The following is a 25,998-nucleotide window of genomic DNA, read 5'->3' as shown; positions in this document are numbered from 1 at the left end:
ATATCCGTGGGCACGACCGTCTTCGAACGACAGCGGCCGGCAGCATCCGTCATCCGACACGCCCTCGACGGCGCCGCTCACTCGGTGTTCTGGCGCGACGACCTCCCTCCCGGACTCCTTCCCGACCGGCCCGGCCTCACCGGGCAGCACCGAGCCGACCTCGTGATCGTCGGCGCGGGCTACACGGGCCTGTGGACGGCACTGCTGGCGACGGAGCGCGACCCCCACGCGAAGATCGTCGTCGTCGAGGCGCAACGTGTCGGATGGGCGGCCTCGGGGCGCAACGGCGGGTTCTGCGAGGCGAGCCTCACGCACGGCCACGAGAACGGCATGGCCCGCTGGCCGAAGGAGATGCCCGCTCTCGACCGTCTCGGGCGCGAGAACCTCGACGCCATCGAGGCGTCCGAAGCGACCTACGGCATGGACTTCCATTTCGAGCGCACCGGCCAGCTCGCGCCCGCCGTCGAGCCCCACCAGGTCCAGTGGCTGCAGGAGTGGGCCGCCGAAGGCGAGGAGGGCGTCGTCTACCTCGACGAGGCGGAAGCGCAGGCATCCGTCCACTCCCCCACCTACCTCGCGGCGGTGTGGGAGCAGGACACGTGCGGCATGCTGCACCCCGGCAGGCTCGCCGCCGAGCTCGCCCGCGTGTGCGAGGAGCGCGGCGTCGAAATCTTCGAGCGATCCCGCGTGACGGGGATCGAGACACCCGGCCCCTCAGGCGTCTCGATCGTCACCGACGGCGGACGCGTCGACGCCGACCGCGCGGTGCTCGCGACGAACGTGTTCCCGTCGCTCATCAAGCGCAACCGCCTCATGACGGTGCCGGTGTACGACTACGTCCTCATGACCGAGCCGCTCACCGACGCGCAGCTCGCCTCCATCGGGTGGGAGGACCGACAGGGCATCGGCGACCTGGCGAATCAGTTCCACTACTACCGGATCTCGAAGGACAACCGGATTCTCTTCGGCGGCTACGACGCGATCTACCACTACGGCCGCAAGGTGCGTCCCGAGTACGAGAACCGCCCCGAGTCGTGGGAGAAGCTCGCAAGTCACTTCTTCACGACGTTCCCGCAGCTCGAGGGCCTGCGCTTCAGCCACAAGTGGGCCGGCGCGATCGACACGTCGACGCAGTTCACAGCCTTCTTCGGCACCGCGCGCGACCGGCGGGTCGCGTACGCGGCCGGCTTCACCGGGCTCGGTGTCGGGTCGACCCGGTTCGCGGGAGACGTCATGCTCGACCTGCTCGACGGCGTCTCCAACGAGCGCACCGACCTCGAGATGGTCCGCAAGCGTCCGCTGCCCTTCCCGCCCGAGCCGGCCGCCGCGATCGGGATCAACGCCACGCGCTGGTCGCTCGACCGCGCCGACCACAACCGCGGCCGCCGCAACCTGCTGCTCAAGACGCTCGACGCGCTCGGGCTGGGATTCGACTCATGACCGAACTGGATGCCGGCGCCATCGTCTCCGCGATGGAGGTCGATGTGCCCCTCACTCCCGTGCCCGCCGCGCAGCTCGTCGCCGGGTCGCCTGCGACCGGGGCGGTCGACCTCGATGAGGACATGGGCATCGGTGTCTGGGAGATGACGCCGGGCGCGATGTCCGACGTCGAGATCGACGAGGTGTTCGTCGTGGTCGCGGGGTCCGCGAGTGTCGAGTTCGTCGACCCGCCGTTGCCGGCGATCGAACTTCGGGTCGGTTCGATCGTGCGCCTCGAGGCCGGCATGCGCACCGTCTGGACCGTGAGCGAGACCCTGCGCAAGGTGTACCTGGCGTAGCCGTCTGGCGCACGCTTCGCGGCGAGAGCCCGCAGATCACCGGCTCCACCCCGGAGGTCGTCGTCTGAGGCCCCTCGGCCCTGAGTGGACGGGGGATCAGCGGCCGGCGCTGCGGCGAACCAGGAGCGCGAGGTGCAGCGCCGTCTGCGTCTCGCCGTCGTCGAGGTCGGCGCCCAGCAGCTCCTCGATGAGCGCGATGCGCTGGTAGAACACCGAGCGGGAGAGGTGGGAAGCGGATGCCGCGGCCGTGCGGTTGCCCGGGTGAGCGAGCATCGCCTCGAGGACGTCGAGCAGATCGCCGCCCCGGCTGAGGTCGTGAACGATGAGCGGCGCGAGCATGCGCTCGCCGTGGTCGAGCACGCGGTGATCGTCGCGCAGCGCGGTCACGAGCTGCACCAGAGGGCGGTTCTCGGCGCGGCGCAGCTGGGGCCCCCTCCCGGTGCGGCGCCGCCGACCGCGGGCGAGGTCGACCGCGTCGTGGAGCGATGCCAGGGCGGCGTCGAGTCCTTCGGAGCCGCGTCCCACCGAGACGGTGATGCGGTCGGCGTCGGCCGTCTCGACCAGCGATCCCGCGAACCGCAGGGCGGCCTCGTCGTCGAACACCGTGTCGGCCGGCAGCGACAGGAGCATCGCCGTGGCGGGCGCGGCGACCCCATCGGGCGCCGAGCCGGCGAGCACCCGCCCGCGCAGCGCCCGAGCCGCGGCATCCGCTCGCTCGGCCGACACCGGCGCGCCCGACACCACGACGCCGTAGAGTCGCGCCCCCCGCAGCGGAAGGCCCGCGGCCTCGAGCCGCGCGGCGGCGCCACCGGCCCCGGCGAAACGGCCGGCGAGGAGCCCGTCGACGAGCCGTCGTCGCCCGATGCGTCCCCACTCGTCGGCTTCGCCGTCGGCGAGCCGGCCGACCGCGAGCGCGATGGCGCCCTGCTCGAGCACCGCGGTGCGTCCCGCGGGGTGATCGGGCCCGGGCAGCGCGAGCAGACTTCCCCAGCGCACCCCGCGCGCCTCGACGGGAACGATGAGCCAGTCCTCGGGTCCGGGGGCCGCCCCGCGCTCGCGGCGCTGCTCGGAACGGCGGTGGGCGGAGCGCGAGCGCAGCTCCCACTCGGTGAAGAGCTCCTCTTCGAGCGCGAGCGGCACCTCGGCGGCGACGACCTCGTGTCCGCGGTTCTCGAGGATCACCGGGGCTCCCAGTGTCTGGGCGAGCTGGTGGACGATGAAGTCGGCGGGCGAGCCGCGCAGGACGAGAGCGGTGAACCGTTCGCGCACTTCATCGCGCGAACGCAGCGCGTCGCTTTGTCCGGTGATGATCCGGGCGTGGACGGCCTCGGTGATCGTGATGAACTTCAGTTCCCGGTGGAGGATGATCAGCGCCAGACCGCGCTCGCGGGCCGCCTCGACCACGACCGCCGGCACGTACCGATAGTGCGTCCCCAGCTCGAGGATGAGCCCCGAGAGACCGGCGTCGTCGAGCTCGCCGATGAAGCGCCGGAGGTCGGCGGGGTCCTCCGGCCACGCCGCGCCGGTCGACAGCAGGAGCTCCCCGCCGTCGAGCAGACGGGCCACCCCTGCGTTGTCGGAGACATGCAGCCAGCGCACGCGACGGTCGAGCGCTTCGTCCCCGACGAGCACCTCGGGCACGCCCTGGACGACGGCATCCAGCGCGATGACCTCCCGCACGGTGGGGAGGGTTTCGAGGGCGGATCCGGCGACCAGACGATCCGTATGGATCGATCGATCTTCGCGACGGTCGGGCACCGTTGCACCAACTTCTACTCTGACAAACTGGGCGACACTCAGCCTAAACCATGCTCGGTCGATCTGTCCGGGCACCCCGGGAACGACGATGACCGACTCTCTCCCCCGCACCATGGTCCACACCGATCCGACCGGGAAGACCCGCCCCCTCCCCGACCCCGAGGCGGGCGCTCGCGTTCGGGCCGACGACCGCGGACACGTCTTCCACTCGTGGAGTGCGCAAGCCGTCATCGACCCCCTCCCCGTCGCTGCCGGCGAGGGCGCGAGCTTCTGGGACTACGACGGTCACGCGTACCTCGATTTCAGCTCGCAGCTGGTGAACCTGAACCTCGGTCACGGGCATCCCGACCTCGTCGCGGCCATCCAGCGGCAGGCAGGTCGCCTCGCGACGATCCAGCCGTCGATGGCCAACGACGTCCGCGGCGACCTCGCGCGCCGCATCGCGGCCGTCGCACCCGACGGGATGGACAAGGTGTTCTTCACCAATGGCGGCGCCGACGCCAACGAGAACGCCGTCCGCATGGCGCGCCTGGTCACCGGTCGCCGCAAGGTGATGTCGATGTATCGCAGCTACCACGGCAACACCGCGACCGCCATCGCGCTGACCGGCGACCCGCGACGCTGGCCGAACGAGCCGGCCGACGGCTCGACGGCCAAGTTCTTCGGACCCTACGTCTACCGCTCGCCGTTCCACTCCTCGTCGCCCGACGAAGAGGCGCAGCGCGCGCTCGCGCACCTCGAGCAGACGATCATCCTCGAGGGCGCGTCGACGATCGCGGCGATCGTCATCGAGACGATCGTCGGCACGAACGGGGTCCTCATGCCGCCCCCGGGCTATCTCGCGGGGGTCCGCGACCTGTGCGACCGGTTCGGCATCGTCTACATCGCCGACGAGGTGATGGTCGGCTTCGGCCGGGTCGGGGAATGGTTCGCGTTCCAGGCCTTCGACGTCGTCCCCGACCTCATCACCTTCGCGAAGGGCGTGAACTCCGGCTACGTGCCGCTCGGCGGCGTGGTGATCTCCGATCGCATCGCCGCGCACTTCGACACCCTCCCGTTCCCCGGCGGACTGACCTACTCGGGCCACCCTCTGGCGTGCGCGGCCGGGGTCGCGACGTTCGAGGTGTTCGAGCGCGACGGGATCCTCGCCCGTGTGCGGGATCTGGGCTCGCGCGTGATCGAGCCCCGTCTGCGTGACCTCGCGACGAGGCATCCGTCGGTCGGCGACGTGCGGGGCATGGGTCTCTTCTGGGCGATCGAGCTCGTGAAGGACCGCGAGACCCGCGAGCCGCTCGTGCCGTTCAACGCGAGCGGGACGGATGCCGCTCCCGTCGCCGCGGTCGCCGCGGCGTGCAAGCGGGACGGTGTCTGGCCGTTCACCCACTTCAACCGGGTGCACGTGGCCCCGCCGCTGGTCATCGGCGAAGAAGACCTGGTGCGCGGGCTCGATGTGATCGACCGGGCCCTCTCTCACGCCGACGATCACGTGCGCTGAGCAGCCCTGACCCGGAACGCTCCAATCCGTCCCATAGCTCGGCGACGAAGATTATGCAACCGGGTGCATCCGAGGCATCCGATGCGCGGGAATGAATTGGCAAGGGTAGAGGTTATTCCTGTACTCGGCACCAACCGGTGCTGCAGGAGGGGACAGTGGGCAAGAACTACGTCGACATCGAGAACGACCGGGGCGAGACGCTGCGTTACCGCAAGCACGCCAACGGCCGAGGCCTGATCGCGCACGGGGCCAAGGTGCACCCGAGCGCCATCGTCGAGGCCGGGGCATATGTCGAACCGGGCGTGCAGATCGCCGCGGGCGCGCACGTCGGCCGCGGAGCGTGGGTCGAGACGGATGCCGTCATCGGCCCGGACGCCGACATCGCACCGCACGCGCACATCGGTCCGCGAGCCGCGATCGGCGCGGGAGCCAAGATCGGCGTGCGCACGCACGTCGGCAGCGAGGCGCGCGTCGCCGTGGGCTCGCTCATCGGCGACGACGAGACGATCGCCGACGGCGAGCGCGTCGCCACCGATCAGCGCGGACTGCGCCTGGCCGCGTAGCCGCAGGGTCAGTCCACCGTCTGTGTCGCGCGGTAGCGTGACGCACGTGAAGCGGGTGCTCTGGGCGATCGGGGTCGCCGTCATGGCGGCTGGCGTGCTGACCGCCGTCATCTGGCTCTCCGCCGTTACGGACAAGCACGGCGACGCTGCGGCATCCGGCGACGGCGAGACCGCCGCGCTCTCGATCGAGCGCCCGGCCGGGGCCTTCCCCCTGACGGTGCGCTACGTGTACGACGGCGACACGATCCAGGCGCAGATGCAGGAGCCCAACGACATCGTCACCACGGCCGCTCCGATCCGCATCCGGCTCATCGGCATCGACACCCCCGAGGGGACGCCGACGCCCGAGTGCTGGGCCGACGAGGCTCGCTCTCACCTCGCGGAGCTTCTGCCCGAAGGCTCCACCGTGTGGGCGGCGCCCGACCATGACACGTGGGACGCCTACGATCGCCGCCTGTTCAACGTCTGGAGCGAAGACGGCACCTTCGTGAACCTCGAACTCGTCGCGGCGGGCGATGCCGAGGCGATCCGCATCGCGCCGAACGTCGCGTACTTCGACGTGCTCGCCGACGCGCAGGCGCGCGCCGAGGCATCCGGAACCGGGCGCTGGGGGGCGTGCGGCTGATCAGGCGAAGAGGAAGAGCACGAAGCCGATCAGCGGCAGGGTTCCCTGCAGCAGCGCCGCCCGCAGGTATCTGCCACCCGTCGTGAGGAGCACGAGGGCGGCGGCGACCATGGACCCCAGCGAGAACAGCACGAGGGCGAGCCCGGCGGCACGCAGGGCGGATTCCGCCGCGCCCGACAGGTAGAGCACGAGCCCGATCGCGGTGCCGATCGCGAGGAACAGGTTGTAGAACCCCTGGTTGTACGCGAGCGGCTTCGTCGTCTCGGCGGCGGCTTGGTCGGTCAGCCCGAACCGCTTCCAGATGCGCGGCTGCGTCCACTGCACGCTCTCCATCACGAAGATGTACACGTGGAGCAGCGCGGCGAGCGCGGCGAAGACCGTGGCGAGGATCGCGCCATGAGCGAACGATAGCGCCCCGGCTACGCTGAGGCCTATGGCGAAGGGCGGCGGTTCGCGCGGAAGCGGCAGGGGACGGGATGCCTCGGCCGCCCGCCCCTCGACGTCGCGTGGTGGGCAGCCGAAGGGCAGGCCCCAGGCGCGACGCACCCCTCGGCCGTCGCCGGCGCCGTCCCCCGAGCCCCCGAGTCCGCCGGCCGAGAGGTTCCGGCTCGGCGCGGTCCCCGGGGCGACGCCCGGCAGGTGGATCGACGTGTGGAAGGAGCGGATGCCCCGCACGTCGCTCGAGCTGGTGCCGCTCGCGGTCGCCGACGAACGCGACGCCCTCATCGAGGGAGCGGTGGACGCCGCGATCGTCCGCCTGCCGCTCGACCCGGACGGCCTGCACGTGATTCCGCTCTACGACGAGGTGCCGGTCGTCGTGGCATCCGTCGACTCCCACCTCACTGCGGCCGACGACCTCGAACTCGCCGATCTCGTGGGCGAGGTCATCATCGTCCCGCACGACGACGTCCTCCGGCTCGACGTGCCCGGCTCCGTCGCCCCGGCGTTCGCTCGCCCCGCCGACACGGCCGAGGCGATCGCGACCGTCGCTGCGGGCGTCGGCGTGGTCGTGGTGCCCATGTCGCTCGCACGCCTGCACCACCGCAAGGACGTCGAGTATCGCCCGTTGCGCGACGGACGCGCCTCGAGCGTCGCGCTCGCCTGGGTCGCCGAGCGCACGACGCCCGAGGTGGAGGCGTTCGTCGGGATCGTGCGGGGCCGCACGGCGAACTCCTCGCGCGGCTGACGCGTTCGCCTGCCGGCACACGAAGGCGGGGGATGTCGCCGACCTGGGTCTCTGCGACATCCCCCGTGTTCCTGCTCCGGAAGCCGCGCGCCCCCAGACGCTTCCCCAAGATCCGGCTTCCCGCTCCCAGTCGCCGGTGTCCCCCAGAACACCTTCACGCGTGAGCAGTCACGATGATCAGGAGCGCCTTCCGACCGGTCTGATACATGCCCGGCGAAAGAGTTTCACAGACCCGCGCCGTGCACCTGGAAGGGCGCGACGATCCCGGTCCGCTCCGCCGCGCGAGCCAGTGCCTCGGACGGCGACTCGCCCGCGGCGAGCCCGCCGTGCATCGCACCGAGGAGCTCGCACGCGGCATCGTCGGCGACGATGACGGGAGCCGCGACGACCGCCCGCGTGCCGGCGTGCAGCCAGATGCGCGTCATGCCGATCGCCTCCTCGCCCCACCGCACCGAAGAGCGGCCGACCTCGCAGGCGGACAGCACGACCGTGTCGGGCACGTCGGGGATGAGATCGATGTCATAGCCGAACAGCGTGCCGTCGGCGAGTTCGAGGCCCGAGAAGAGCGGGTTGTCGACCGCGTGCCGTCCGTGCGCCGCGACGTGGAGCACGTCCACGTCGGACGCGAGCTGCGTGACGCGGTCGACCGAGGCCTCGGCACCCTGGTACACGGTCGCGCCGGACCACGCGGATGCCCCGACCTCGGCCTCTTCCCCGCCGCGCTCGACCCGCGGACCGACGGCGAACCCCGCCGACCGCCGTCGGGTGTCGTCGCCGGGACGCATGCGCATCCATCGGGAGGCGGAGACAGCGAGGGTGAAGGGGTGTCCCGCCAAGGCCGGGAGCATCGACCACGGGACGCCGCTGAGCACCCCCGGCGTCGTGATGAGCAGCCGCCGCCGGCCCGCACGGGCGAGCGGCACCTCGAGGATCGCGCGCGACAGATCGGCCAGCCGCGCGTCCAGCGCTCTGCGCACGACTGCCGCCATGGGACCGGTGCGCACCGACGCAGCCATGTCGAGGTCGGCTCGCAGGCCGGCGAGCGCGCGGTCCTTCTCCCACCCCGGGAGCGCGACGACCTCGGCGGAGTCGCCGGTGGCGACGAGCGCGACGAGCGCCGCCCGGGAGTACACGTAGGCGATGTGCGCCGTATCTGCCGGGAGTGCTGCCCGGAGCTCGTCGAGACTCGCGGGGCTCGCCGTCGCCGCGGCGCCCGTGGCCGACCACTGCCGCTCCCGCGCCCGCTCCCGCAGCGCCGCGGCGCGCGGCTGGGCAAGCCACTCCTCGGTCGGATCCTCCGCGCGGATCATCCGCAGTTCGGCGAGCTGATGCGCCAGCTCGGGGTCGGGCGGCGGGCGCAGCGGCACGACCTGCTGGCTGAGGTGGCGCGCTCGCTCGGACCACTCGAACACGACCGACGGGTCGCCGGACTCTACGGCGGCCTCAAGCCCTGCGTAGATGAGCCGCGTCCCGTGCATCCCCACCGACGTCTGCAGGTCGAGGCTGCCGAACGAGCTCTGCCAGCGCGAGAGGGTGGCGAGTCCGGATGCCGCGTGCCGCCGCACGAGCGCCGGCCGACCTGCCGCTCGGGCTCGCGCCGCGCGTGCCTCATGCGCGAGTAGCCGCACCTCGATCGACGCCGTGGGGGCGGGCCGGATGCGTGTGGCCGAGGGCTGGCCTCGCGCGGCGCGGGAGAGCTCGCCGGCGAGCCGGAGCGCGGCCGCGTCGTTGCGGAAACGGTGACGCTCGAGCGCGAGGACGGCTTCCGACACCTCCTCCGCCGTGGGCGGGGTCGCGGAGGCATCCGGGCTCAGGAGCGCCCTGAGACGCACGCCCTCGGCGCGCGCGAGCCATGCCCGATTATCGAGCGCGCGGAACCTCGCTGCTGCGGCATCGGCGACCTCGGCGGCGCGCACGGGGGAGTGATGGAGCAGCGACCGCGCGAGGTTCAGCTCGGCCCGGGCGCGGTCGAGGGGCATGTCGAGGTCGCCGAACGATGCGGCGACGCGCGCGAGGATCGCCTCCGCCTCGGTGGTGAGGCCGGCGTCTCGCAGCACCTCCGCACGGTCGAGGTCGCCCACAGCGGCGCCGACCGGAGTATCTCCCGCCGTCCCCGCGGCGCTCACCATCGCCTGCAGCGCGCCGACGAGATCGCCCGACAGCATCGCGACGTATCCGCGGTTGTGGTTCGCCTGCGCCTCGGCGACCGGCATCCCCTCAGCGGCGAACGTCTGGGCCGCGAGGCGGAGGTCGTCGTCGGCGTCGGCGAGGCGACGATGCTCCATGCGGACGAGGCTGCGGTTCACGCGCGTGTTCGCCTGCGCAACGGGGTCGTCGGCGAGCGCATCGATCGCACGCGTGAGCCACTGCTCCGCTTCGCCCAGGCGCCCCGCCTCCTCGGCGAGAGCCCCGAGCTGGCCTGCCAGGATCGCGACGGTGTGATCGCTCAGCCCATCCTGGGCGAGGGCTTCGCGGCACGTGCGCTCGGCGTCGGCGACATGGCCGGTGCGCGCCATGACGTACGCGCGCGTTCCTGCGATCCGCGCGCGGACGTTGACGTCATCGGCGAGCCGGTCGGCGCTCTCCAGCAGCTCCGTGGCCGCGTCGAAGCGGCCGCGGTTCACGAGGTCCACGGCCTGCTGACGCAGCTGGTCCGCCGAGCGGGTCACTCCCCTATCTTGGCGGTTGCATGGGCGGAGTGAACTCCAGCTTCTCGGCGGCCTTGCGCAGGGCCTTCTTGCGTTCCTCCGGCGTGGTCAGCGCGCCGTGCATCAGCTCGGGCGCGATCGCCTGCGCGAGCTTCCCCGCGATGTAGGGCGCGGCGAACGACGTGCCGCTCCAGATCGCGAACCCCCCGCGCCAATCGTCGGGATCGAGGCTCTGCCGCGGAAGCGGCGTCTTGAGCCCGGGCACGTGGTAGAGGTCGTCACGCGTGCCAGCCTGGATGCCGCCCACGAAGCCGGGGGACGTGCTGAAGATCGAGACGCCGGGCGCGTACGTCGAGACCCAGTCGCCGACGTTGCTGAACAGCGCGATCGTGCGGTCGTTGGGATTCAGTGCACCCACCGCCACATGCGGAGCGGCGGTCTCCAGCGCCTTCTTGTCCTCCTCGGAGGCGGCCACGGGATAGCGCCACAGCGCGGCGGGGAAGGCGGGCCGCTCCGTCGAGTCGTTCCCGGCCGAGCAGACGATCGCGCATCCACCCTTGCGCGCCTCCTCCAGCAGCGCACCCAGCAGACTGTCGTAGTGCTCGTCGTCGGGCGTCTCGTGGTAGTACCCGAGCGAGATGTTCATGACGTCGATCTGCTTGCCCTCCGGGTGCTGCATCCACTCGACGAGCAGGCGGATCGTGTCGAGGAACTCGCCCTCGAGCACCGTCCCCTGGCTGTTCGCAACGCGCACCGCGATGATCTCGGCATCGGGACACAGCTGGTGGACCACACCGGCCACGAACGTGCCGTGCCCGGCTGCGTCATCCAGGAAGCCGTCGAGCGGACCGGCCTGGTCGGGATACACCTCGGGATCGGTGTCGGGGTCGTGGAATCCGATCGGCCCATCGGGCGAACGCGGGTCGCGGAGGACCACGGGCGCCCCGAGCCACGCGTGCTCCCCGCACCCCGTGTCGAGTACGGCGACGACTGGCCGGCGACCCTTCACATGAGCGTCGGGCGTGCGAACCGGCCGAGGTCCGACGTAGGTCACGATCTCGCGACCGCCGCTGCCGGGCTCGGCGTAGGAGTCGGGCCCGGGAGCATTCGTGCGCCCGTACGGGTTGGTGCGCCCGTAGGGGTTGGTGCGGCCATACGGGTTCGTGCGGCCGTACGGGTTGGTGCGGCCGTACGGCCCGACCGAGAGCACGTGATCGAGCCCGACGCCGCGCGGGAGCGTCTCCGCGTCGCTTCGCTCGCTTGCGCCGCCCTGCGTATCCTCACCGCCCGATGACGGCGGAATCCTTCCGCTGCGCGCGGCCTTGAGCAGCCGCCACGCGTCGACCGGAGGAACCGGCTGATCGTCGACGCCGACCTTCGGGTCCTGGCGGATGTCGGCCCGATAGAGCGGCGGAAGCCGGCGAGCAGGACGCTCGCCGCCCTCGGGGGCCGAGGACTCGGCCTCCCGACGGCGGTCGCGGTTGGCCTCCTCCTCCGCCCCGAGATCGTCGATGGGGCGCCCGTCCAGGTGACGGACGCGTACCGACCAGCCGAACAGCCGGGCCGCGCTGCTGAGAATGGTGTCGACCTTCGTCAGATCCTCACCGGCGCTCACCAGCAGATGCGTCGGCGCGTAGTCGGTCGGATAGGCCGGGATCCCGGGCTCGGGCTCGACCGAGGGGTCGAGGCCCACGCCGAGAGGCCTCGTCGCCTCGTAGCGCCTGCGCCAGGTCTCGTTCGGCGGCCGCCGGGGCGGGAGGTCAGGGGGCAGGTCCGACATTCAGTGCTCCTCTCGGGGCGGCGGCCGCGCCCAGCCGCGGCCGCCGGGTCTCTCACACTTCGAACTGGGGGGTCTGGAAGTCGCGCAGCTCCCCACCGGCATCCCGGACCACGAGCCGCAACCGCGACACCCCGGGAGTGACGTTCTCGAACGCGAACCGGCCGTGCTCGCCCGGCTCGGCGGACCACTCGCGGTCGCCCTGTGCCAGCCGGATGGCGAGCGCCGAGGCATCCACCCACCCGTCGACTCGCCGCCCGCCGCCCTCGGTGGCCGTCACATGGAGCAGCACGCTCGTCGTCCCGTCGCTGAACTGGAGGGTCGCGGTATCGCTCTCGCCGCGTACGGCGCCGAGCGATCCTTCGACCAGGGTCAGCAGCGCGTACTCGCGAGAGAGGTCCTCGACGGCGACGGCGGCCACCATCCGGTCGACCATGTCGGCGGGCACCGGGTCGACGTCCTCCCACATCCGGCGCATGCGCGCGAAGAGCGCCGCGTCCGCCGCGAAGTCCTCAGTGTCCATCATCGTCTCCTCCCCATCCGTCGCCCTCCAAAGCGGCGCGGAGCTTGCCCAGGCACCGCTGGCGGGTCGGTCCGATGGAGCCGATCGGCATCGCCAGGTCCTGGGCGATGCGCGCATAGTCGGGCCGGTCCTCGAACGCGACGATCCGCAGCAGGCGCTGGCATCGTTCGTTGAGCGTCGCCACCGCGCTCCACAGACGACGGTTCTCGTCATCGTGCGCGGCGGTCTGCTCGGCGGATTCGTGGACGGGCAGATGGGGTTCGAGCGACTCGGCCTCGGTGGCGTCCGCCTTGCGATGCTGCTTTCCGACGCGCCACGCCTCTCGGCGTGCGCACATCGTCAACCAGCCCGAGACCGCCTGCGGGTCGATGATCGTCTCGTGCCGGCGCACCAGCGTCAGCCAGGTCGTCTGCACGACGTCCTGCGCGAGCGCGTGATCGAGGCCGTATGCGCGCACGACATGCCACAGCGGCGGTGACATGAGGCGCACGAGCTCGTCCATGGCGCGGCTGTCGCCTTCGCGCCAGCGCAGGAACAGCGCGGCGGCGTGCTCCCAGCGCGTCGGCTCGGCGGAGTCGACGGATGCCTCCCCAGCATGCGTCATAGGGCCCATTGTGTCCACACTGACCTGGAGTGCGATAGAGGCGGTCTGATACACACCGTCACGGGCGACGTGCCGAGATCGCGGGGACGGATGCCGCGACCTAGAATTTCCGGCATGACGACCGCGCCCCTGCTCTATGTCTGCGTGCGGCCGCAACAGGGTGCCGCCGCTGCCGAGTACGAGTCGTTCCGCACCGCGATGCGCCGGGACGAGGCGCACGTGGCCCATCACGACCTCGTCCGCGAGCCGCTGCCGGAGGACGCGTTCGACCGTTACAGCGGTTTCCTGGTGGGTGGCAGCCCGTTCAACCTCGCCGATCCCGAGTCGACGAAGACCGACGTGCAGCGGCGCCTCGAGGCCGACCTCGAGCGCATCGCGGCTCGCGCGGCCGAGGGCGACGGACCCGCCGCCCTGTTCACCTGCTACGGCATCGGGGTCGTGACCCGGATGCTCGGCGGCGAGGTCAGCCGCCGCTACCCCGAGGACACCGGCCCGGTGACCATCGAGCTGACCGAGGGCGCGGCATCCGATCCGCTCTTCGGGAATCTCGCGAAGCGCTTCACGGCCCTCACCGCGCACAAGGAGGGGACCGCCGCGACACCGCCCGGCGCCACACTCCTCGCTCGCAACGACGCGTGCCCGGTGCAGGCCTACGTCGTCGGCGACCGCCTCTATGCGACGCAGTTCCACCCCGAGCCCACGACGAAGGCGTTCACCGAGCGCATGGCGGTCTACCGGGACGACGGGTACTTCGAGGCGGAGCACTACGACGTGCTCGCGGCACGGGTGCTCGCGGCATCCGTCACCGAACCGGCGCGCCTGCTGCGCGGCTTCGCCGCCCGATTCGGCCCGGCCTGATCACACCTCGGCGTTGCGCACGTCGGCGGCGCGATGCAGCACGGCGCCCACGAACGGGACGGCGATCACGATCACGGCGACGATGATCGCCGTCACTCCGATCGCGGTGCTCTCGGGCTCGAACGCGAGGCGCCCGACGGCGAGCCAGGACAGGCCCCACGCCAGCGCGAGTCCGGGAGCGATGCGCCAGCGGCTCGCCCAGGCCAGGACGACGCCGATCACGGCGACCACGATCAGCACCAGCACGCCCCACAGCGCCGCAGAGTCGGCGGCGCTCTCGGGCACGACGGTGGTCAGCCACGCTGCCGTGTTCGCCACGGTCGCGAGCGTCACCCACCCGAGATGCAGACCGGTCACGCCGTCGATGAGGAGCGCGTCCTGCCAGCCGCGACCCGGGCGCGCGACGAGGCGCTGGAACGTCACGCACAGAAGCACCAGGAGCGCCACGATCGCCACGACCGTGAGCGGCAGCGTCCCGAACTGGGCCGTGACCAGCCACACGCCGTTGAGCACCATCGTGCCGGCGATGAACCAGCCGAGCTCGCGCTGCCGGCTCCGCTCACGCTGGCCGGGGAACGCCTGCCACACCGTGTACCCGAAGAGGCCGACGTAGATGGCGGTCCAGATCGAGAATGCCGGGCGTGCGGGGGCGAGGTACGAGCCGTCGGCGTCGAGCGCGCCGTCCTGCAGATCCTGTACGGGGGTTCCGCCGAGCAGGCCGGTGCCGACCATGGCGGCGATGATCATGAAGCAGAACGCGCTGATGACCGCGATCTGGCGGGCGAGGTCTCTGGTCATGTCCTCAGACTAGGAAAGCTCTTGCCGCACCGCATCCGGTTGACAGCCCCCGACCGGAGGTCTATCCGGCCGACTGCGCTCAGGCTCCGGACGGCGGGTCGAGCAGGAGGGCGACGCGCTCGTCGAGATACCGCTCGAGCGGTACGTACCCTCCCCCGGCGCTCCAGCGCACGCCGATCACGCCGTCGACGAGCGCGAGCGGGCCGGATGCCTCTCCCCGCGCGACCGCGTCGAGGTCGAGCATCCTCCACCCGAGGTGCACCGTGGCCCCCTCGTCGAACCCGCCGCGCCGGGCAGCCGCCGCGAGCTCAGCACGCTGACGCTGCGACTCGGCCGTGTACCCGCGGCGCGCCTCTGCGCGGGCACGGATCACATCGCCCGTCGCGAGCAGCGCGTCGTCGGTGAGCAGGAGCACCCCGAGGTGCCAGGCGGTGCCGCGCGGCACGATGCGCGGGGCACGTGCGAGACCGAGGATGCGGCGGGGTTCGAGCACCTCGCCCAGCCCCTCGCGCGGAGCGTCGGCGAGTCTCGCGCGGGCGGAGTCGAGGAGGGTGGGGATGCTCACGCCATGTCATCCTCGACCGGCACGGTCGCCCGCGTGCGGGCGCCGCGGAGAGACATCGCGACGAGGGGGAAGAGGAGCACCGACAGCATGCCCGCGCCGACGAGCAGCGCGCTGGCCGCCGACGACAGGATCCCCTCGTCCACGCCGATCGCGGTCACGGCGACGATGATCGGGAGGCCCGTGGCGCCGAGGAACACGATCGCAAGGCGATCGCGACGCGACGCGTCCGGCGGGGCGGCGAGCGTGGACGGAAGCCCGCGGACCAGCAGCAGCACCAGGAGGGCGGCGGGGAGGAGCAGGAACAGCACCGGCTGCGCGAGGAGGGCGCTGAGGTCGAATGTGACGCCGGTATAGATGAAGAACACCGGAACCAGGAACCCGAAGGCGACCGCCTCGACCTTGCTCTCGACCGCCTCGCGGTCGGCTTCGGCGGCGTCGCGCATGATGAGGCGCCACACGATGCCCGCGGCGAACGCGCCGAGAAGGATGTCGAGGTCGAGGAGGATGCTCACCGCGATGAGGGCGGCCAGAATGACGAAGACGACCCGGATCGCGAACTGCCCGGAGGTGTGGAGCGTCGAGTTGACGAAGCGGTGCATCGCCCCGCGCGGCACCCGGATGGCGAGCCAGATGGCGAGACCGGCCAGGAGGGCGAAGAGGAGCAGCACGAGGGCGGAGGGACCGGGCTCGCGCGTGCCGAGGAACAGGGAGATCGCGATGAGCGGCCCGAACTCGCCGACGGCGCCGATCGCCCCGATGGCCCGGCCGAACGGCGTCTTCAGCTCCCCCGCGTCGCGGAGGATGGGCAGGATCGTGCCGAGCGCGGTCGAGCACAGCGCGACGCCGATGATCACCGCTTCCTCGCCCGGCACGAAGATCCATGCCGCGCCGACGCCGATCGCCAGGCTCAGCAGCCAGCCGAGCGCCGCGTTGCGGCCGGTGCGCCCGCGGAACGCCGCGAACTCGATCTCGGATCCCGCGACGAAGAACAGCATGGCGAGGCCGTACTCCGACAGCACGTCGATGAAGGCATCCGGCTGCGCCCACCCGAGGACGCTGGGACCGACGAGGATGCCGAGCAGCAGCTCGAAGACGACGATCGGAACCCTCACCCACCGGCCGATTCCCCGGGCGACGAGCGGCGCGAGCACCGCCAGCACGGGGATGAGGAAGAGCGTCGGCTCGAGGTCGTCCACGCACACACCCTAGCGACGGCCCGCGCGCGCCGACCCACCCGTCCCGGGTGATGCTCTCGGCTGGGACGCCCTCGGTCAGGCCTGGATGGCCGGGCGGGGAGCGACGGGCCGGAGCTGCGGCGGGCGCACGTGCGAACCGCCGCGGATCTCACTGTGCAGGCGCTCCATGCGGTCGTCCAGTTCGGCGGCGGTCTCGGCGGCGTCCTTGAGGCTGTCGAGCAGCTCCGCAGGAACCTTCGTGTCGTACTTGTAGTAGATCTTGTGCTCGAGACTGGCCCAGAAGTCCATCGCGATCGTGCGGAACTGCACCTCGACGGGCACGTCCACCCGGCCGCTCGACAGGAACACGGGCACCTCCACGATCGCGTGGAGGCTCTTGTAGCCGTTCTGCTTGGGATGGGCGATGTAGTCCTTCACCGCGAGGACGGTGATGTCGTCCTGCGCCGTCAGCAGATCGAACAGGCGGTACGCATCGGCGACGAAGCTGCAGGTCACGCGGACCCCCGCGATATCGGTGATCGCCTCGCGGATGGACGAGAAGTCGGGCTCGACGCCCTTGCGCTGCACCTTCTCCACGAGACTGTCGGGCGACTTCACGCGGCTCGTCACGTGCTCGATCGGGTTGTAGTCGTGCACGAGCTGGAACTCGTCGCGCAGGATGCCGAGCTTCGTCTCGACCTCCTGCATGCCGAACCGGTACTCCATGAGGAAGCGCTCGAACTCGTCCCGCAGCTCCCGCAGCTCGGCCGCCGAGACCGTGATCGCCATATCGTCGGGGTCCGCTGCGTGCGCCGAGGGCGCCGTGTTCGCCATGGGACCACGCTAGGCAGGACGGCTACGAGACTCCTGTGAGAACTCCTTCACTCCAGCGCCGCGCGAGCCCGGTCGGCCTCCTTCGCCGCGGCACGGGAGCGGGATGCCGCGCCCTCCCGCTCCCCCTCGACGGCCGCCAGCGCCGCGGTCGCGCTGGCGTGCTCGCCCTCGAGCCGCTCGAGATCGCGGCGGAGGTCATCGATCCGCTCCGAGACATGGTCCACGCGCTCGCGCAGCTTCGCCCGCTTCGCGTCGAGGACGGCGAGTTCGCGCTCCGCCTCGTTGGCGGCACGCTCCGCCTCCCGCGCGGCCTTCTCGGCCGCCTTGCGGGCGCGGCGCTCGGCGAGGTCGTCGGGTGCAGGCGGCTCCGCGACGCCGGGAAGCGAACCGCCGACAGCGTCGGCCAGGTCGGCGGCCTCGAACGTCCCCGCCTCGAGCGGCGCGACGAGCCGGGCGGTCATGACGGCGGCGGCCGCCGAGGCATCCATCACCGCCGCATTGATCGTCTTCTCGACGTCTTCGCGTGCGGCGCCGCTCACCGAGACGCCGGCCTCCTTCGCGAGGTCCACCGCCTGCGCGGCCAGGGCGGACACCAGCTGCCGACGCTGCCGGCCCAGGCGCGAGAGCTCGGCGGCATCGAGGTCTTCCTGCGCTTCGCGCAGAGCCGCCGACAGCTCGAGCGCGTCGGCGAGCTGTCCCTCCCGGGCCAGGAGGTTGACGACCCATGCGGCGACGGTCGGCTTGCGCAGCGACTTCACCTGCGCGGCGATCGAGCGGTCGGCCATGCCGGCGCTCCGGTTGCGGGCGGCAGTGAACTCGGTGGGCGGGAGGGCGTAGAGCTCAGCCGCGATCGCATCGAGGTCGGAACGGTCAGCCACACGCCCATCCTGGCTCACACACGCCGCGAGGGGCGACCGTGCGGGATGTGCCGAATTCAGGCGACACGCCGCGGGGAGCTCCTGCCGCCGGCGCGGACCTCGCGTGGTGCCTGAATCCGGCCCCGCGGCGGCGGCGCGGACCCAGGCGGCCGAGGGAGGGCACAACTCCTCTTCCTTGACGCCGCGGATCGGCCGGCGCCGCAGAACGGGGCGGTCTGCGGCAGCCGAGCCGGCGGGACAGCAGGAGTTGTGCACGCGACGGCCCAGCACGCTCGTGGCGGCAGGCCCAAGGGGCAGCGGCGGGTGCGGCGACAAAAACCAGGAAAAGCCCACCGACGGCCGCCGGCGCCGGGGCCGGCACGGCGGCTTTCCGGGTTCCTCGTCAGGAAACCGGGGGTTCCGCGCGCCACGCCGTGCCAGATCCAGGCGACACGCCGGCCGACACACCTCGCGTGCAGCCCACACCCGGCGTGGTGCCTGAATCTGGCCCGGGGGGACGGATGCCGCGGCGTCAGGCCGCGAGAACCGAGGCCGCCTGGCGCGCGGCGCCGAGGGCGACGTACTCACCCGGCTCGGGAACCTCAACCGGAAGCCCGAGCACGAGGGGGGCGATCGTCCGCACCGCCTCGGACTGCGCGCCGCCGCCGACCAGCAGCGCCCGCTCGAGGGGCACGCCGAGTCCGCGCAGCGCTTCGAGCCCGGCGGCGAGTCCCGAGAGCATGCCCTCGACGGCGGCGCGGGCCAGGTTCTCCCGCGTCGTCGACGCGAGCGTCATGCCGGTGAGCGACGCGGTCGCGTCGGGCAGGTTCGGCGTGCGCTCGCCCTCGAAGTACGGCACGAGAGTCAGGCCGCCTGCGCCGGGCTCGGCGGTCAGGGCCAGCCGCGACAGCTCAGCATGGTCGACGGCGAGAAGGCGACCGACGGCGTCCAGCACGCGAGCGGCGTTGAGCGTCGCGACGAGGGGCAGGAACCGGCCGGTGCAGTCGGCGAACCCCGCGACGGTGCCCGTCGGGTCGACCGTGCGCTCGTCGCTGACGGCGAACACCGTGCCGCTCGTGCCGATCGAGACGACGACGTCGCCCGGGCCGGCGCCGAGGCCCAGTGCGGCGCCGGCATTGTCGCCGGCTCCTCCGCCGACGCGGCGTCCGGCCTCATCCTCGACCCACTCCTCCGGGCCGAGCACGCGGGGCAGCACGGCGTCGTGTCCGAGGGCGGCGGCGAGCAGTCCACGGTCGTACCCGCCGGTCACGGGATCCCAGTAGCCGGTGCCCGAGGCATCCGACCGGTCCGTGATCAGCTCCTCGAGAACCGGCCCGCGCGGGGAGTCCCCCCGGGGCCCGAATCCGCGCAGTCGCCACGTGAGCCAGTCGTGCGGGAGCGCCACGGCGGCGACACGTGCGGCGTTCTCGGGCTCGGCGTCGTGCAGCCAGCGCAGCTTGGTGATCGTGAAGGATGCCACGGGGACGAGGCCCGTCCGCCGGGCGAGCTCATCGGCACCGAACTCGCGCGTGAGGTCGGCGGCGGCGCCCGCTGAGCGCGTGTCGTTCCACAGCAGGGCGTCGCGGATGACGCGGCCCTCGGCGTCGAGCGCCACCATCCCGTGCTGCTGTCCGCCGATCGCCCACGCCCCGACGTCGTCGAGTCCGCCGGCGGCCGTGATGGCGGACTGGAGCGCATCCCACCACGCCGCCGGGTCGACGGCCGTGCCGTCGGGATGGGGGGCGCGCCCCTCGCGGACGACGGCGCCGGTCGAGGCATCCGTGATCACGACCTTGCAGGACTGCGTCGACGAATCGACGCCCATCACCAATGCCATCACCTGTCACCCTCCTCGGTGCGATCGTGTCCCGAACTTTGCCGCTGACAGTGCCTCAAGACGGTGAAGTCTGGGACACGCAGCGGAAAGTTCGGGACACGCAAGGGTTGGGTCGGTCAGCGCGCGCCGAGCAGGTGCTCGGTCGCGAGCTGCTGGAGGCGCACGAAGCCGGCGCCCTTGCCGCCGAGGTAAGCGCTCGTGTCGAAGTCCTCGTAGGCCGAGCGGTCGGCGAGGAAGTCGTCGTACGTCTCGCCCTCGTTGAGCGTCGGGACGGAGAGCTCGTCCACCTTCGCGGCGGCGAGCGCCTCCTGGACCTCGGGGTCGGCACGGAAGGCCGCGGCGCGCTCCTTGAGCAGAAGGTACGTGCGCATGTTGGCGGCGGCGGACTCCCACACGCCCACCTCGTCCTCGGTGCGCGACGGCTTGTAGTCGAAGTGACGGGGACCGTCGTAGGCGGGGACGCCGCCGGGGCCGCCGTTCTCGAGCAGGTCGACGAGCGCGAACGCGTTGTGCAGGTCGCCGTGCCCGAACACGAGGTCCTGGTCGTACTTGATGCCGCGCTGACCGTTGAGGTCGATGTGGAAGAGCTTGCCGTGGAAGAGCGCCTGGGCGATGCCCGCGGCGAAGTTGAGTCCCGCCATCTGCTCGTGGCCGACCTCGGGGTTGAGGCCCACGAGCTCGGGACGCTCGAGCGAGTCGATGAAGGCGATCGCGTGGCCGAGAGTCGGCAGCAGGATGTCTCCGCGCGGCTCGTTGGGCTTGGGCTCGATCGCGAAGCGGATGTCGTAGCCCTTGTCGGTGACGTAGTCGCCGAGCAGGTTCACGGCCTCGCGGTAGCGCTCGAGCGCCTGACGGATGTCTTTCGCCGAGTCGTACTCGGCGCCCTCACGGCCACCCCACATGACGAACGTCTTCGCGCCGAGCTCGGCACCGAGGTCGAGCTGGCGGAAGACCTTGCGCAGCGCGAAGCGACGCACCTGACGGTCGTTGGAGGTGAAGCCGCCGTCCTTGAAGACGGGGGCCGAGAAGAGGTTCGTCGTGACCATCGGCACGATGAGACCGGTGTCGTCGAGGGCGCCCTTGAGGCGGTCGATCTGCGTCTGGCGCTCGGAGTCGGACGATCCGAAGGCGAACAGGTCATCGTCATGGAACGTCAGACCGTACGCGCCGAGTTCGGCGAGCTTCTCGACGACGTGCACGACGTCGAGCGCGTGGCGGGTCGGGCCGCCGAAGGGGTCGGTGCCGTTGTAGCCGACGGTCCACAGACCGAAGGAGAACTTGTCTTCGCGGGTGGGGGTGGGCATGAGGCTCCTGAGTTCGACGGTGAACAAAATGTTGTTCAAGACAACCTATATCAGATCGGATGCCGCGTCCACTGTGCGATCGCGGGGATGCGTCCGAGAGATACCGGCACGACGTCGATAGTTTCGGGCGATACCATCGACGCATGGTCGACTCCGCCCGAGTGACGCTCGCAGAGATCGCCGCCGAGGCGGGGGTGTCGCTCGCGACGATGTCGAAGGTGCTCAACGGCAGAACCGATGTCGCCCCGGCGACGAGGGCCCGACTCGAAGAGCACCTCGCGCGCCACGGCTACCAGCGCCGCACGTCCGCGCAGCGCAGCGAGTTCGTCGAGCTCGTCTTCCATGAGCTCGAGCCCAGCTGGTCGATGGAGGTCATCGAGGGCGTCGAGGACGTCGCCTACGCAGCGGGACTCTCCGTCGTCCTCACGGTGAGCGGCGACCGGCACGCCCCGTCGGCCGACTGGATCGACGGGGTGCTCCGCCGTCGCCCGCTCGGCGTCGTGCTCGTGTTCTCCGACATCGAGGAGCGCTACCGCGAGAAGCTGCGCTCGCGAGGCATCCCGTTCGTCATCGTGGACCCCGCGGGCGACCCGTCCCCGGACGTGCCGTCGGTGGGTTCGGCGAACTGGTCGGGCGGTCTCATGGCCACTCGTCATCTCATCGAACTGGGCCATCGCCGCGTCGCCGCGATCACCGGCCCCGAAGACATGATGTGCTCGCTCGCCCGCGTCGACGGCTACCGCTCCGCCATGAACGCCGCCGGACTGCCGATCGATCCCGCGCTCATCCGTTTCGGAGACTTCCATCCGGGTGGCGGCGAGTTCCACGCGCGCGAGCTGCTCGCGCTCCCCGATCCGCCGACCGCCATCTTCGCCGGCAGCGATCTGCAGGCTCTCGGCGCGATCGCCGCCGGCTCCGCCGCCGGGCTGAGCGTGCCCGCGGACCTGTCGGTGGTGGGCTACGACGACATCGCGCTCGCGCGCTGGATGAGCCCGCAGCTGACCACGGTGCACCAGCCTCTCCGTCGGATGGGCGAAGAGGCCACGCGCCTGGCGCTGCGCCTGGCCGAGGGGGCCACCGTCGACACGCTGCGCATGGACCTCGCGACCCATCTCGTGGTGCGCGGGAGCACCGCCCCTCCCCGCAGCTGAGCCGACGCCGCATGACGGCCTCTAATCCACCGCCCCTCGCGGAGTCAAGACCCGCGTGCGCGCCTTCCCGCGCGGGATCATCGACGGACGGAGGAGAGGAGTGGTGCTCATGGTTCTCGAAAGGCCCGCCCCGTCCGCGCGGAGGAGCGCGCTGCGCTCACGCACCATCCGGACCCTCCGCGAGCTGCCGCCACGCCGTCCCGAGCCGCCTGCGCCCGAAGACTCCGCCGTCCGGTGGGACCGAGTCGACATCGACCGGTACGAGGTGACCGTCCACGGCAGCACCGTCGGATTCATCGACGTCGCCGGCGCCGTCTTCGTGGTGCTGGCCGGAACCCGCTACGCCCGCGCGGTCGAGGTGCTGCAGACGCTCGACTTCGCCACCGCCGTCGCCAGGATCGCCCCGCACGACCCGCCCGCGCCCTAGCTCGGCGGCCCGCATCACCCGACGGGGACACCCGCCTGCACCGGCACGACGGCGACGTCGGGATGGAGCCTCCGGGTGTGATCGACGCGGCGCACCGCGCCCGTGAGGCGGGCCGTGTGCGAGAAGAAGAGGTCGCCGCTCGACCGCCCGACGCTGAGCACGACGTCGCCCGGCTCGACGATGCGGCGGCCGTCCCGGCCGGTGAACGAGGTGACATCGGCCGGCACGGTGAAGCGGATCTCGGCGGCGTCGCCCGCGGCGAGGTCGACGCGGGCGTACCCGACGAGGCGCTGGACCGGCCGCACGACCGAGGCCACCGGATCGTGCAGGTAGAGCTGCACGATCTCGGTACCGGTCCGTTCGCCCGCGTTCCGCACGCGCACCTGCAGCCGCACCTCGCCGTCGACGGGGACCTCCGCGACATCGCCCGCGAAGCCGTCCCACTCGAACCCCGCGTAGCCGAGGCCGTGACCGAAGGGGAACGCGGCCGTCGGATCGACGTTCGAGACGCCGCTGCGCTGCGCGAGAGGCGCCGCGAGGTAGGTGGTCGGCTGCGAGCCGGGCGTCGCCGGGATGCTGACGGGCAGCCGTCCACTCGGATTCACCCGCCCGCTCAGCACGCCGGCGACGGCCGGGCCCCCCTCTTCGCCGGGGAAGAACGCCTCGACCACCGCGGCCGACTCGGTCGTCGCCCGCCCCAGTGCGTAGGGGCGCCCCGCGAAGAGCACCAGGACGGCGGGCGTGCCGGTGTCGAGTATCGCATCGACCAGCTGCTGCTGCGCGCCGGGGAGCTCGAGCGACTCCGCATCGCACCCCTCACCGCTGGTGCCGCGGCCGAACAGCCCCGCCCGGTCGCCCAGCGCGAGCACGACGACATCCGACGCGGCGGCGGCTGCCGCGGCATCCGGGATCCCGTCCGTCTCCCCGCCGTCGACCGTCGTCCCGGCGACATGCGTGATCGCCGAGGCCGGGAACTCCTCGCGCAGCGCGTCGAGGAGGGTGGGGATGCGGATGCCGAGGTCGACTCCCGGATGCTGCGACACGACGTGCGCCGGGAACGAATAGCACCCGAGCATCGCGTACGGGTCGTCGGCGTTGGGGCCGACGACCGCGATCGACGCCGGCGCTCCGAGTGGCAGCGTGCCGTCGTTGCGGACGAGAACGATGCCCGCCTCGGCCAGCCGGGCGGCGAGCGCGCGGTTGCGGGGCGGGTCGAGGTCGACGCTGCCGCGGAGTGAATCCAGGTCGGCCAGGTCCTTCCCGGCGAGCGTGGTGGGAACGGCGGACCACTCCGGCTCGAGAAGGCCCAGCTGCTCCTTCTGCGCGAGCACCCGGCGCAGCGCGGTGTCGATCAGTCCCGCGTCCACGATCCCCTCGCTCACGGCACGCCGCAGCGGTTCGCCGAAGGTCTTGATGGTCGGAAGCTCGACGTCGATTCCCGCCTCGAGCGCCTGGGCCGCGGCATCCGCCCACGTCTCCGCCGTGCCGTGCAGGAGCTTGAGGAACGCGATCGCGAAGTAGTCGGCGACGACCGTGCCCTCGAAGCCCCACTCCTCGCGGAGCAGCCCCGTGAGCAGAGCCCGGTCTCCCGCGGAAGGCACGCCGTCGACGTCGGTGTAGGAGTTCATGACGCTGCGGACGCCGCCCTCGCGCACCGCCATCTCGAACGGCGGCAGCAGCACATCGGCGAGTTCGCGCGGGCCGATCGACACCGGGGCGAGATTGCGGCCGGCCTTCGACGAGGAGTAGCCCACGAAGTGCTTGAGCGTCGCGACGATGCCCGACGACTCGAGACCGCGGACGTACGCGGTGCCGACGGTCGCGACGAGGTACGGATCTTCGCCGATGGTCTCCTCCACGCGGCCCCAGCGCGCGTCGCGCACGACGTCGAGCACCGGCGCGAGGCCCTGGTGCACGCCGACGGAGCGCATGTCGTCGCCGATCCGCCGCGCCATCTCCTCGACGAGCGCGGGGTCGAACGTGGCGCCCCACGACAACGGCACCGGGTACGCGGTCGCGCCCCACGCCGCGAAGCCCGCGAGGCACTCCTCGTGCGCGAGCGCCGGAATGCCGAATCGGGATGCCGCGCGAATGCGCTCCTGCGTGCGGGCGAGGGATGCCGCGCCCATCGCGGCGTCGATCGGCTTCGTGCCGAACGGGCGCGTGAGTTGCCCGAGTCCCTGCGGCACGAGCGCGTCGAGGTCGACGGCGTCGTCGAGGTCGTGCTGGTGCGGCGCGACGTCGCCGCCCTCGTCGGAGGCGCCGACCCAGACGCCGTACAGCTGTGCGATCTTCTCCTCGAGCGTCATCCGGGCGATGAGGTCCTCGACGCGTGCCGATGCGGTCATCCCTTCACCGCCCCCGTGAGGCCGCCGACGATCTGCTTCTGCATGGCGAGGAAGAACACGAGCGCGGGGATCATCGCCAGCGACGTGTACGCGAGCACGGCACCGGTGTCCTGCGAGTACTGCGACGAGAACTGCGTCACCCCCAGCGGCAGCGGCCAGAACTCCTGCGGCAGCGTGCCGGTGCTGATCACGAGCAGCGGAAGCAGGTAGCCGTTCCAGCTGCCGACGAACGCGAGGATCCCGACCGTCACCAGTCCGGGTTTGGACAGCGGCAGCAGGATGCGCCAGAAGAACCCGATCCGGGTCGCGCCGTCGATCACGGCTGCCTCCTCGAGTTCGTCGGGGATCGCCCGAAGGAACGGGACGAGGATGATGATGGTCGTCGGCAGCGCGAAGGCGATTCCCGGGATGATGACGCCGAGGTAGGTGCCGTGCAGTCCCATCGTCCGCAGCATGAGCGTGAGCGGCAGCGCGGCGACCGTCAGCGGGAACATGAGGCCGGCGGCGAAGAGGGTGTAGAGCCCCTCGCGTCCGCGGAAGCTGTAGCGGGCGATCACGAACGCCGCCATGATCCCGGCGATGACGACGCCGGCGGTGGTCGCGACGGCCAGGAGCGTGCTCGCGAGCACGTTGCCCCAGAATCGGGGGGCGCCGAGCACGGCGGCCCAGTTCTGCATCGTCCAGGGGTCGGGCATGCCGGCCGGGTTCGCGTTCAGGTCGGCCGTCGTGCGGAAGCCGCCGATGAAGACGTACAGGACGGGGCCGACGGCGACGGCGACGATGACGAGAGCGACCAGGTAGACGAACGGCTGCCCCCAGTCGAAGCGGCGCCCGGCGGGCTCGGCCGCGCGGGGCGATCCGGTCACGATCGTGGTGGTGGCGGACAT

At 71.7% G+C, this 25,998-nt stretch carries 24 protein-coding genes; 9 read left to right on the top strand and 15 right to left on the bottom strand.

Annotated features, from left to right (window positions below; translation table 11 throughout):
• Positions 1-6 precede the first annotated feature (6 nt).
• Both HF323_RS00760 and HF323_RS00755 read left to right on the top strand, forming a co-directional pair.
• Positions 7-1,440, top strand: a complete 1,434-nt coding sequence (locus HF323_RS00760; RefSeq protein ID WP_169580673.1) for an FAD-dependent oxidoreductase — start codon at positions 7-9, stop codon at positions 1,438-1,440.
• On the top strand, positions 1,437-1,778 hold the full coding sequence (locus HF323_RS00755; protein ID WP_169580672.1) for a cupin domain-containing protein: 342 nt from the start codon (positions 1,437-1,439) through the stop codon (positions 1,776-1,778). Before HF323_RS00760 ends, HF323_RS00755 begins: the two co-directional genes overlap by 4 nt.
• A gap of 96 nt (positions 1,779-1,874) precedes the next feature.
• Here HF323_RS00755 and HF323_RS00750 read toward each other — a convergent pair whose 3' ends face one another.
• Positions 1,875-3,458, bottom strand: a complete 1,584-nt coding sequence (locus HF323_RS00750; RefSeq protein WP_169580671.1) for a PucR family transcriptional regulator — start codon at positions 3,456-3,458, stop codon at positions 1,875-1,877.
• 190 nt (positions 3,459-3,648) lie between these two features.
• Between HF323_RS00750 and HF323_RS00745 the strand changes: the two genes are divergently transcribed.
• The 3 genes from HF323_RS00745 (at position 3,649) to HF323_RS15680 (ending at position 6,219) form a co-directional block, all read left to right on the top strand.
• Positions 3,649-5,031 (top strand): aspartate aminotransferase family protein, encoded by a 1,383-nt coding sequence (locus HF323_RS00745; protein WP_223169146.1) that lies wholly within the window; start codon positions 3,649-3,651, stop codon positions 5,029-5,031.
• 155 nt (positions 5,032-5,186) lie between these two features.
• Positions 5,187-5,594, top strand: a complete 408-nt coding sequence (locus tag HF323_RS00740; RefSeq protein WP_169580669.1) for a transferase — start codon at positions 5,187-5,189, stop codon at positions 5,592-5,594.
• A 46-nt stretch (positions 5,595-5,640) separates the two neighbouring features.
• Complete coding sequence (locus HF323_RS15680; RefSeq protein WP_169580668.1) at positions 5,641-6,219, top strand: thermonuclease family protein; 579 nt, start codon at positions 5,641-5,643, stop codon at positions 6,217-6,219.
• On the opposite strand, the gene HF323_RS00730 is transcribed toward HF323_RS15680, so the two are convergent.
• Complete coding sequence (locus HF323_RS00730) at positions 6,220-6,609, bottom strand: DUF1304 domain-containing protein (RefSeq protein ID WP_317450991.1); 390 nt, start codon at positions 6,607-6,609, stop codon at positions 6,220-6,222.
• 259 nt (positions 6,610-6,868) lie between these two features.
• On the opposite strand from HF323_RS00730, the gene HF323_RS00725 reads away from it, so the two are divergent.
• Positions 6,869-7,405, top strand: coding sequence for a LysR substrate-binding domain-containing protein (locus HF323_RS00725; RefSeq protein ID WP_317450956.1), 537 nt, complete (start codon positions 6,869-6,871; stop codon positions 7,403-7,405).
• A gap of 224 nt (positions 7,406-7,629) precedes the next feature.
• On the opposite strand, the gene HF323_RS00720 is transcribed toward HF323_RS00725, so the two are convergent.
• From HF323_RS00720 to HF323_RS00705, 4 genes are read right to left on the bottom strand one after another with little or no spacing between them, the layout of a single operon-like run.
• Positions 7,630-10,074, bottom strand: coding sequence for a CHAT domain-containing protein (locus HF323_RS00720; protein ID WP_169580666.1), 2,445 nt, complete (start codon positions 10,072-10,074; stop codon positions 7,630-7,632).
• A 4-nt stretch (positions 10,075-10,078) separates the two neighbouring features.
• Positions 10,079-11,833, bottom strand: coding sequence for a S8 family serine peptidase (locus tag HF323_RS00715; protein ID WP_169580665.1), 1,755 nt, complete (start codon positions 11,831-11,833; stop codon positions 10,079-10,081).
• 52 nt (positions 11,834-11,885) lie between these two features.
• Positions 11,886-12,353, bottom strand: a complete 468-nt coding sequence (locus tag HF323_RS00710) for a hypothetical protein (RefSeq protein ID WP_223169117.1) — start codon at positions 12,351-12,353, stop codon at positions 11,886-11,888.
• Positions 12,343-12,957 (bottom strand): sigma-70 family RNA polymerase sigma factor, encoded by a 615-nt coding sequence (locus HF323_RS00705; RefSeq protein ID WP_169580663.1) that lies wholly within the window; start codon positions 12,955-12,957, stop codon positions 12,343-12,345. Before HF323_RS00705 ends, HF323_RS00710 begins: the two co-directional genes overlap by 11 nt.
• A gap of 114 nt (positions 12,958-13,071) precedes the next feature.
• Here HF323_RS00705 and HF323_RS00700 point away from each other — a divergent pair, with 114 nt between their 5' ends.
• The gene (locus HF323_RS00700) at positions 13,072-13,815 is read left to right on the top strand and encodes a GMP synthase (RefSeq protein ID WP_169580662.1); all 744 of its coding nucleotides are present in this window, start codon (positions 13,072-13,074) and stop codon (positions 13,813-13,815) included.
• On the opposite strand, the gene HF323_RS00695 is transcribed toward HF323_RS00700, so the two are convergent.
• From HF323_RS00695 to xylA, 7 genes are all read right to left on the bottom strand, one after another.
• On the bottom strand, positions 13,816-14,613 hold the full coding sequence (locus HF323_RS00695) for a tryptophan-rich sensory protein (RefSeq protein ID WP_169580661.1): 798 nt from the start codon (positions 14,611-14,613) through the stop codon (positions 13,816-13,818).
• A 79-nt stretch (positions 14,614-14,692) separates the two neighbouring features.
• On the bottom strand, positions 14,693-15,178 hold the full coding sequence (locus HF323_RS00690) for a glutaminase (RefSeq protein ID WP_169580660.1): 486 nt from the start codon (positions 15,176-15,178) through the stop codon (positions 14,693-14,695).
• Positions 15,175-16,374 (bottom strand): cation:proton antiporter, encoded by a 1,200-nt coding sequence (locus HF323_RS00685; protein WP_169580659.1) that lies wholly within the window; start codon positions 16,372-16,374, stop codon positions 15,175-15,177. Before HF323_RS00685 ends, HF323_RS00690 begins: the two co-directional genes overlap by 4 nt.
• 75 nt (positions 16,375-16,449) lie before the next feature.
• The gene (locus HF323_RS00680; RefSeq protein WP_169581308.1) at positions 16,450-17,142 is read right to left on the bottom strand and encodes a GTP pyrophosphokinase family protein; all 693 of its coding nucleotides are present in this window, start codon (positions 17,140-17,142) and stop codon (positions 16,450-16,452) included.
• Between the two features lie 92 nt (positions 17,143-17,234).
• Positions 17,235-18,065, bottom strand: a complete 831-nt coding sequence (locus HF323_RS00675; RefSeq protein WP_169580658.1) for a transposase — start codon at positions 18,063-18,065, stop codon at positions 17,235-17,237.
• 511 nt (positions 18,066-18,576) lie between these two features.
• The gene (locus HF323_RS00670; protein WP_188241617.1) at positions 18,577-19,881 is read right to left on the bottom strand and encodes an FGGY family carbohydrate kinase; all 1,305 of its coding nucleotides are present in this window, start codon (positions 19,879-19,881) and stop codon (positions 18,577-18,579) included.
• 116 nt (positions 19,882-19,997) lie between these two features.
• Positions 19,998-21,185, bottom strand: coding sequence for a xylose isomerase (gene xylA, locus HF323_RS00665; RefSeq protein WP_169580657.1), 1,188 nt, complete (start codon positions 21,183-21,185; stop codon positions 19,998-20,000).
• A 143-nt stretch (positions 21,186-21,328) separates the two neighbouring features.
• Between xylA and HF323_RS00660 the strand changes: the two genes are divergently transcribed.
• Together HF323_RS00660 and HF323_RS00655 are read left to right on the top strand one after the other, a co-directional pair.
• Complete coding sequence (locus HF323_RS00660; RefSeq protein WP_169580656.1) at positions 21,329-22,336, top strand: LacI family DNA-binding transcriptional regulator; 1,008 nt, start codon at positions 21,329-21,331, stop codon at positions 22,334-22,336.
• A gap of 109 nt (positions 22,337-22,445) precedes the next feature.
• A complete protein-coding gene (locus tag HF323_RS00655) occupies positions 22,446-22,763 on the top strand; it encodes a hypothetical protein (protein ID WP_223169116.1) in 318 nt (105 codons plus the stop codon).
• 14 nt (positions 22,764-22,777) lie between these two features.
• Here the strand turns inward: HF323_RS00655 and HF323_RS00650 are convergent, their stop codons facing one another.
• Positions 22,778-25,111, bottom strand: a complete 2,334-nt coding sequence (locus tag HF323_RS00650; RefSeq protein ID WP_169580655.1) for a glycoside hydrolase family 3 N-terminal domain-containing protein — start codon at positions 25,109-25,111, stop codon at positions 22,778-22,780.
• Positions 25,108-25,998: a carbohydrate ABC transporter permease gene (locus HF323_RS00645; RefSeq protein WP_169580654.1), complete on the bottom strand. Its 891-nt coding sequence runs from the start codon at positions 25,996-25,998 to the stop codon at positions 25,108-25,110. The genes HF323_RS00650 and HF323_RS00645 overlap by 4 nt, the downstream gene beginning before the upstream one ends.

The organism is Microbacterium sp. MF43 (assembly GCF_012847295.1).
Classification (GTDB): domain Bacteria; phylum Actinomycetota; class Actinomycetes; order Actinomycetales; family Microbacteriaceae; genus Microbacterium.
Note: the sequence above shows the minus strand (reverse complement) of the source record. Positions and strands in the feature narration are given on the sequence as shown.

Coding starts and splice junctions, on each gene's coding strand:
- HF323_RS00755 (WP_169580672.1), top strand. CDS start 1,437: ATGACCGAACTGGATGCCGGCGCCATCGTCTCCGCGATGGAGGTCGAT.
- HF323_RS00745 (WP_223169146.1), top strand. CDS start 3,649: ATGGTCCACACCGATCCGACCGGGAAGACCCGCCCCCTCCCCGACCCC.
- HF323_RS00715 (WP_169580665.1), bottom strand. CDS start 11,833: ATGTCGGACCTGCCCCCTGACCTCCCGCCCCGGCGGCCGCCGAACGAG.
- HF323_RS00710 (WP_223169117.1), bottom strand. CDS start 12,353: ATGGACACTGAGGACTTCGCGGCGGACGCGGCGCTCTTCGCGCGCATG.
- HF323_RS00705 (WP_169580663.1), bottom strand. CDS start 12,957: ATGACGCATGCTGGGGAGGCATCCGTCGACTCCGCCGAGCCGACGCGC.
- HF323_RS00700 (WP_169580662.1), top strand. CDS start 13,072: ATGACGACCGCGCCCCTGCTCTATGTCTGCGTGCGGCCGCAACAGGGT.
- HF323_RS00695 (WP_169580661.1), bottom strand. CDS start 14,613: ATGACCAGAGACCTCGCCCGCCAGATCGCGGTCATCAGCGCGTTCTGC.
- HF323_RS00680 (WP_169581308.1), bottom strand. CDS start 17,142: ATGGCGATCACGGTCTCGGCGGCCGAGCTGCGGGAGCTGCGGGACGAG.
- HF323_RS00670 (WP_188241617.1), bottom strand. CDS start 19,881: ATGGCATTGGTGATGGGCGTCGATTCGTCGACGCAGTCCTGCAAGGTC.
- xylA (WP_169580657.1), bottom strand. CDS start 21,185: ATGCCCACCCCCACCCGCGAAGACAAGTTCTCCTTCGGTCTGTGGACC.
- HF323_RS00660 (WP_169580656.1), top strand. CDS start 21,329: ATGGTCGACTCCGCCCGAGTGACGCTCGCAGAGATCGCCGCCGAGGCG.
- HF323_RS00655 (WP_223169116.1), top strand. CDS start 22,446: ATGGTTCTCGAAAGGCCCGCCCCGTCCGCGCGGAGGAGCGCGCTGCGC.
- HF323_RS00650 (WP_169580655.1), bottom strand. CDS start 25,111: ATGACCGCATCGGCACGCGTCGAGGACCTCATCGCCCGGATGACGCTC.
- HF323_RS00645 (WP_169580654.1), bottom strand. CDS start 25,998: ATGTCCGCCACCACCACGATCGTGACCGGATCGCCCCGCGCGGCCGAG.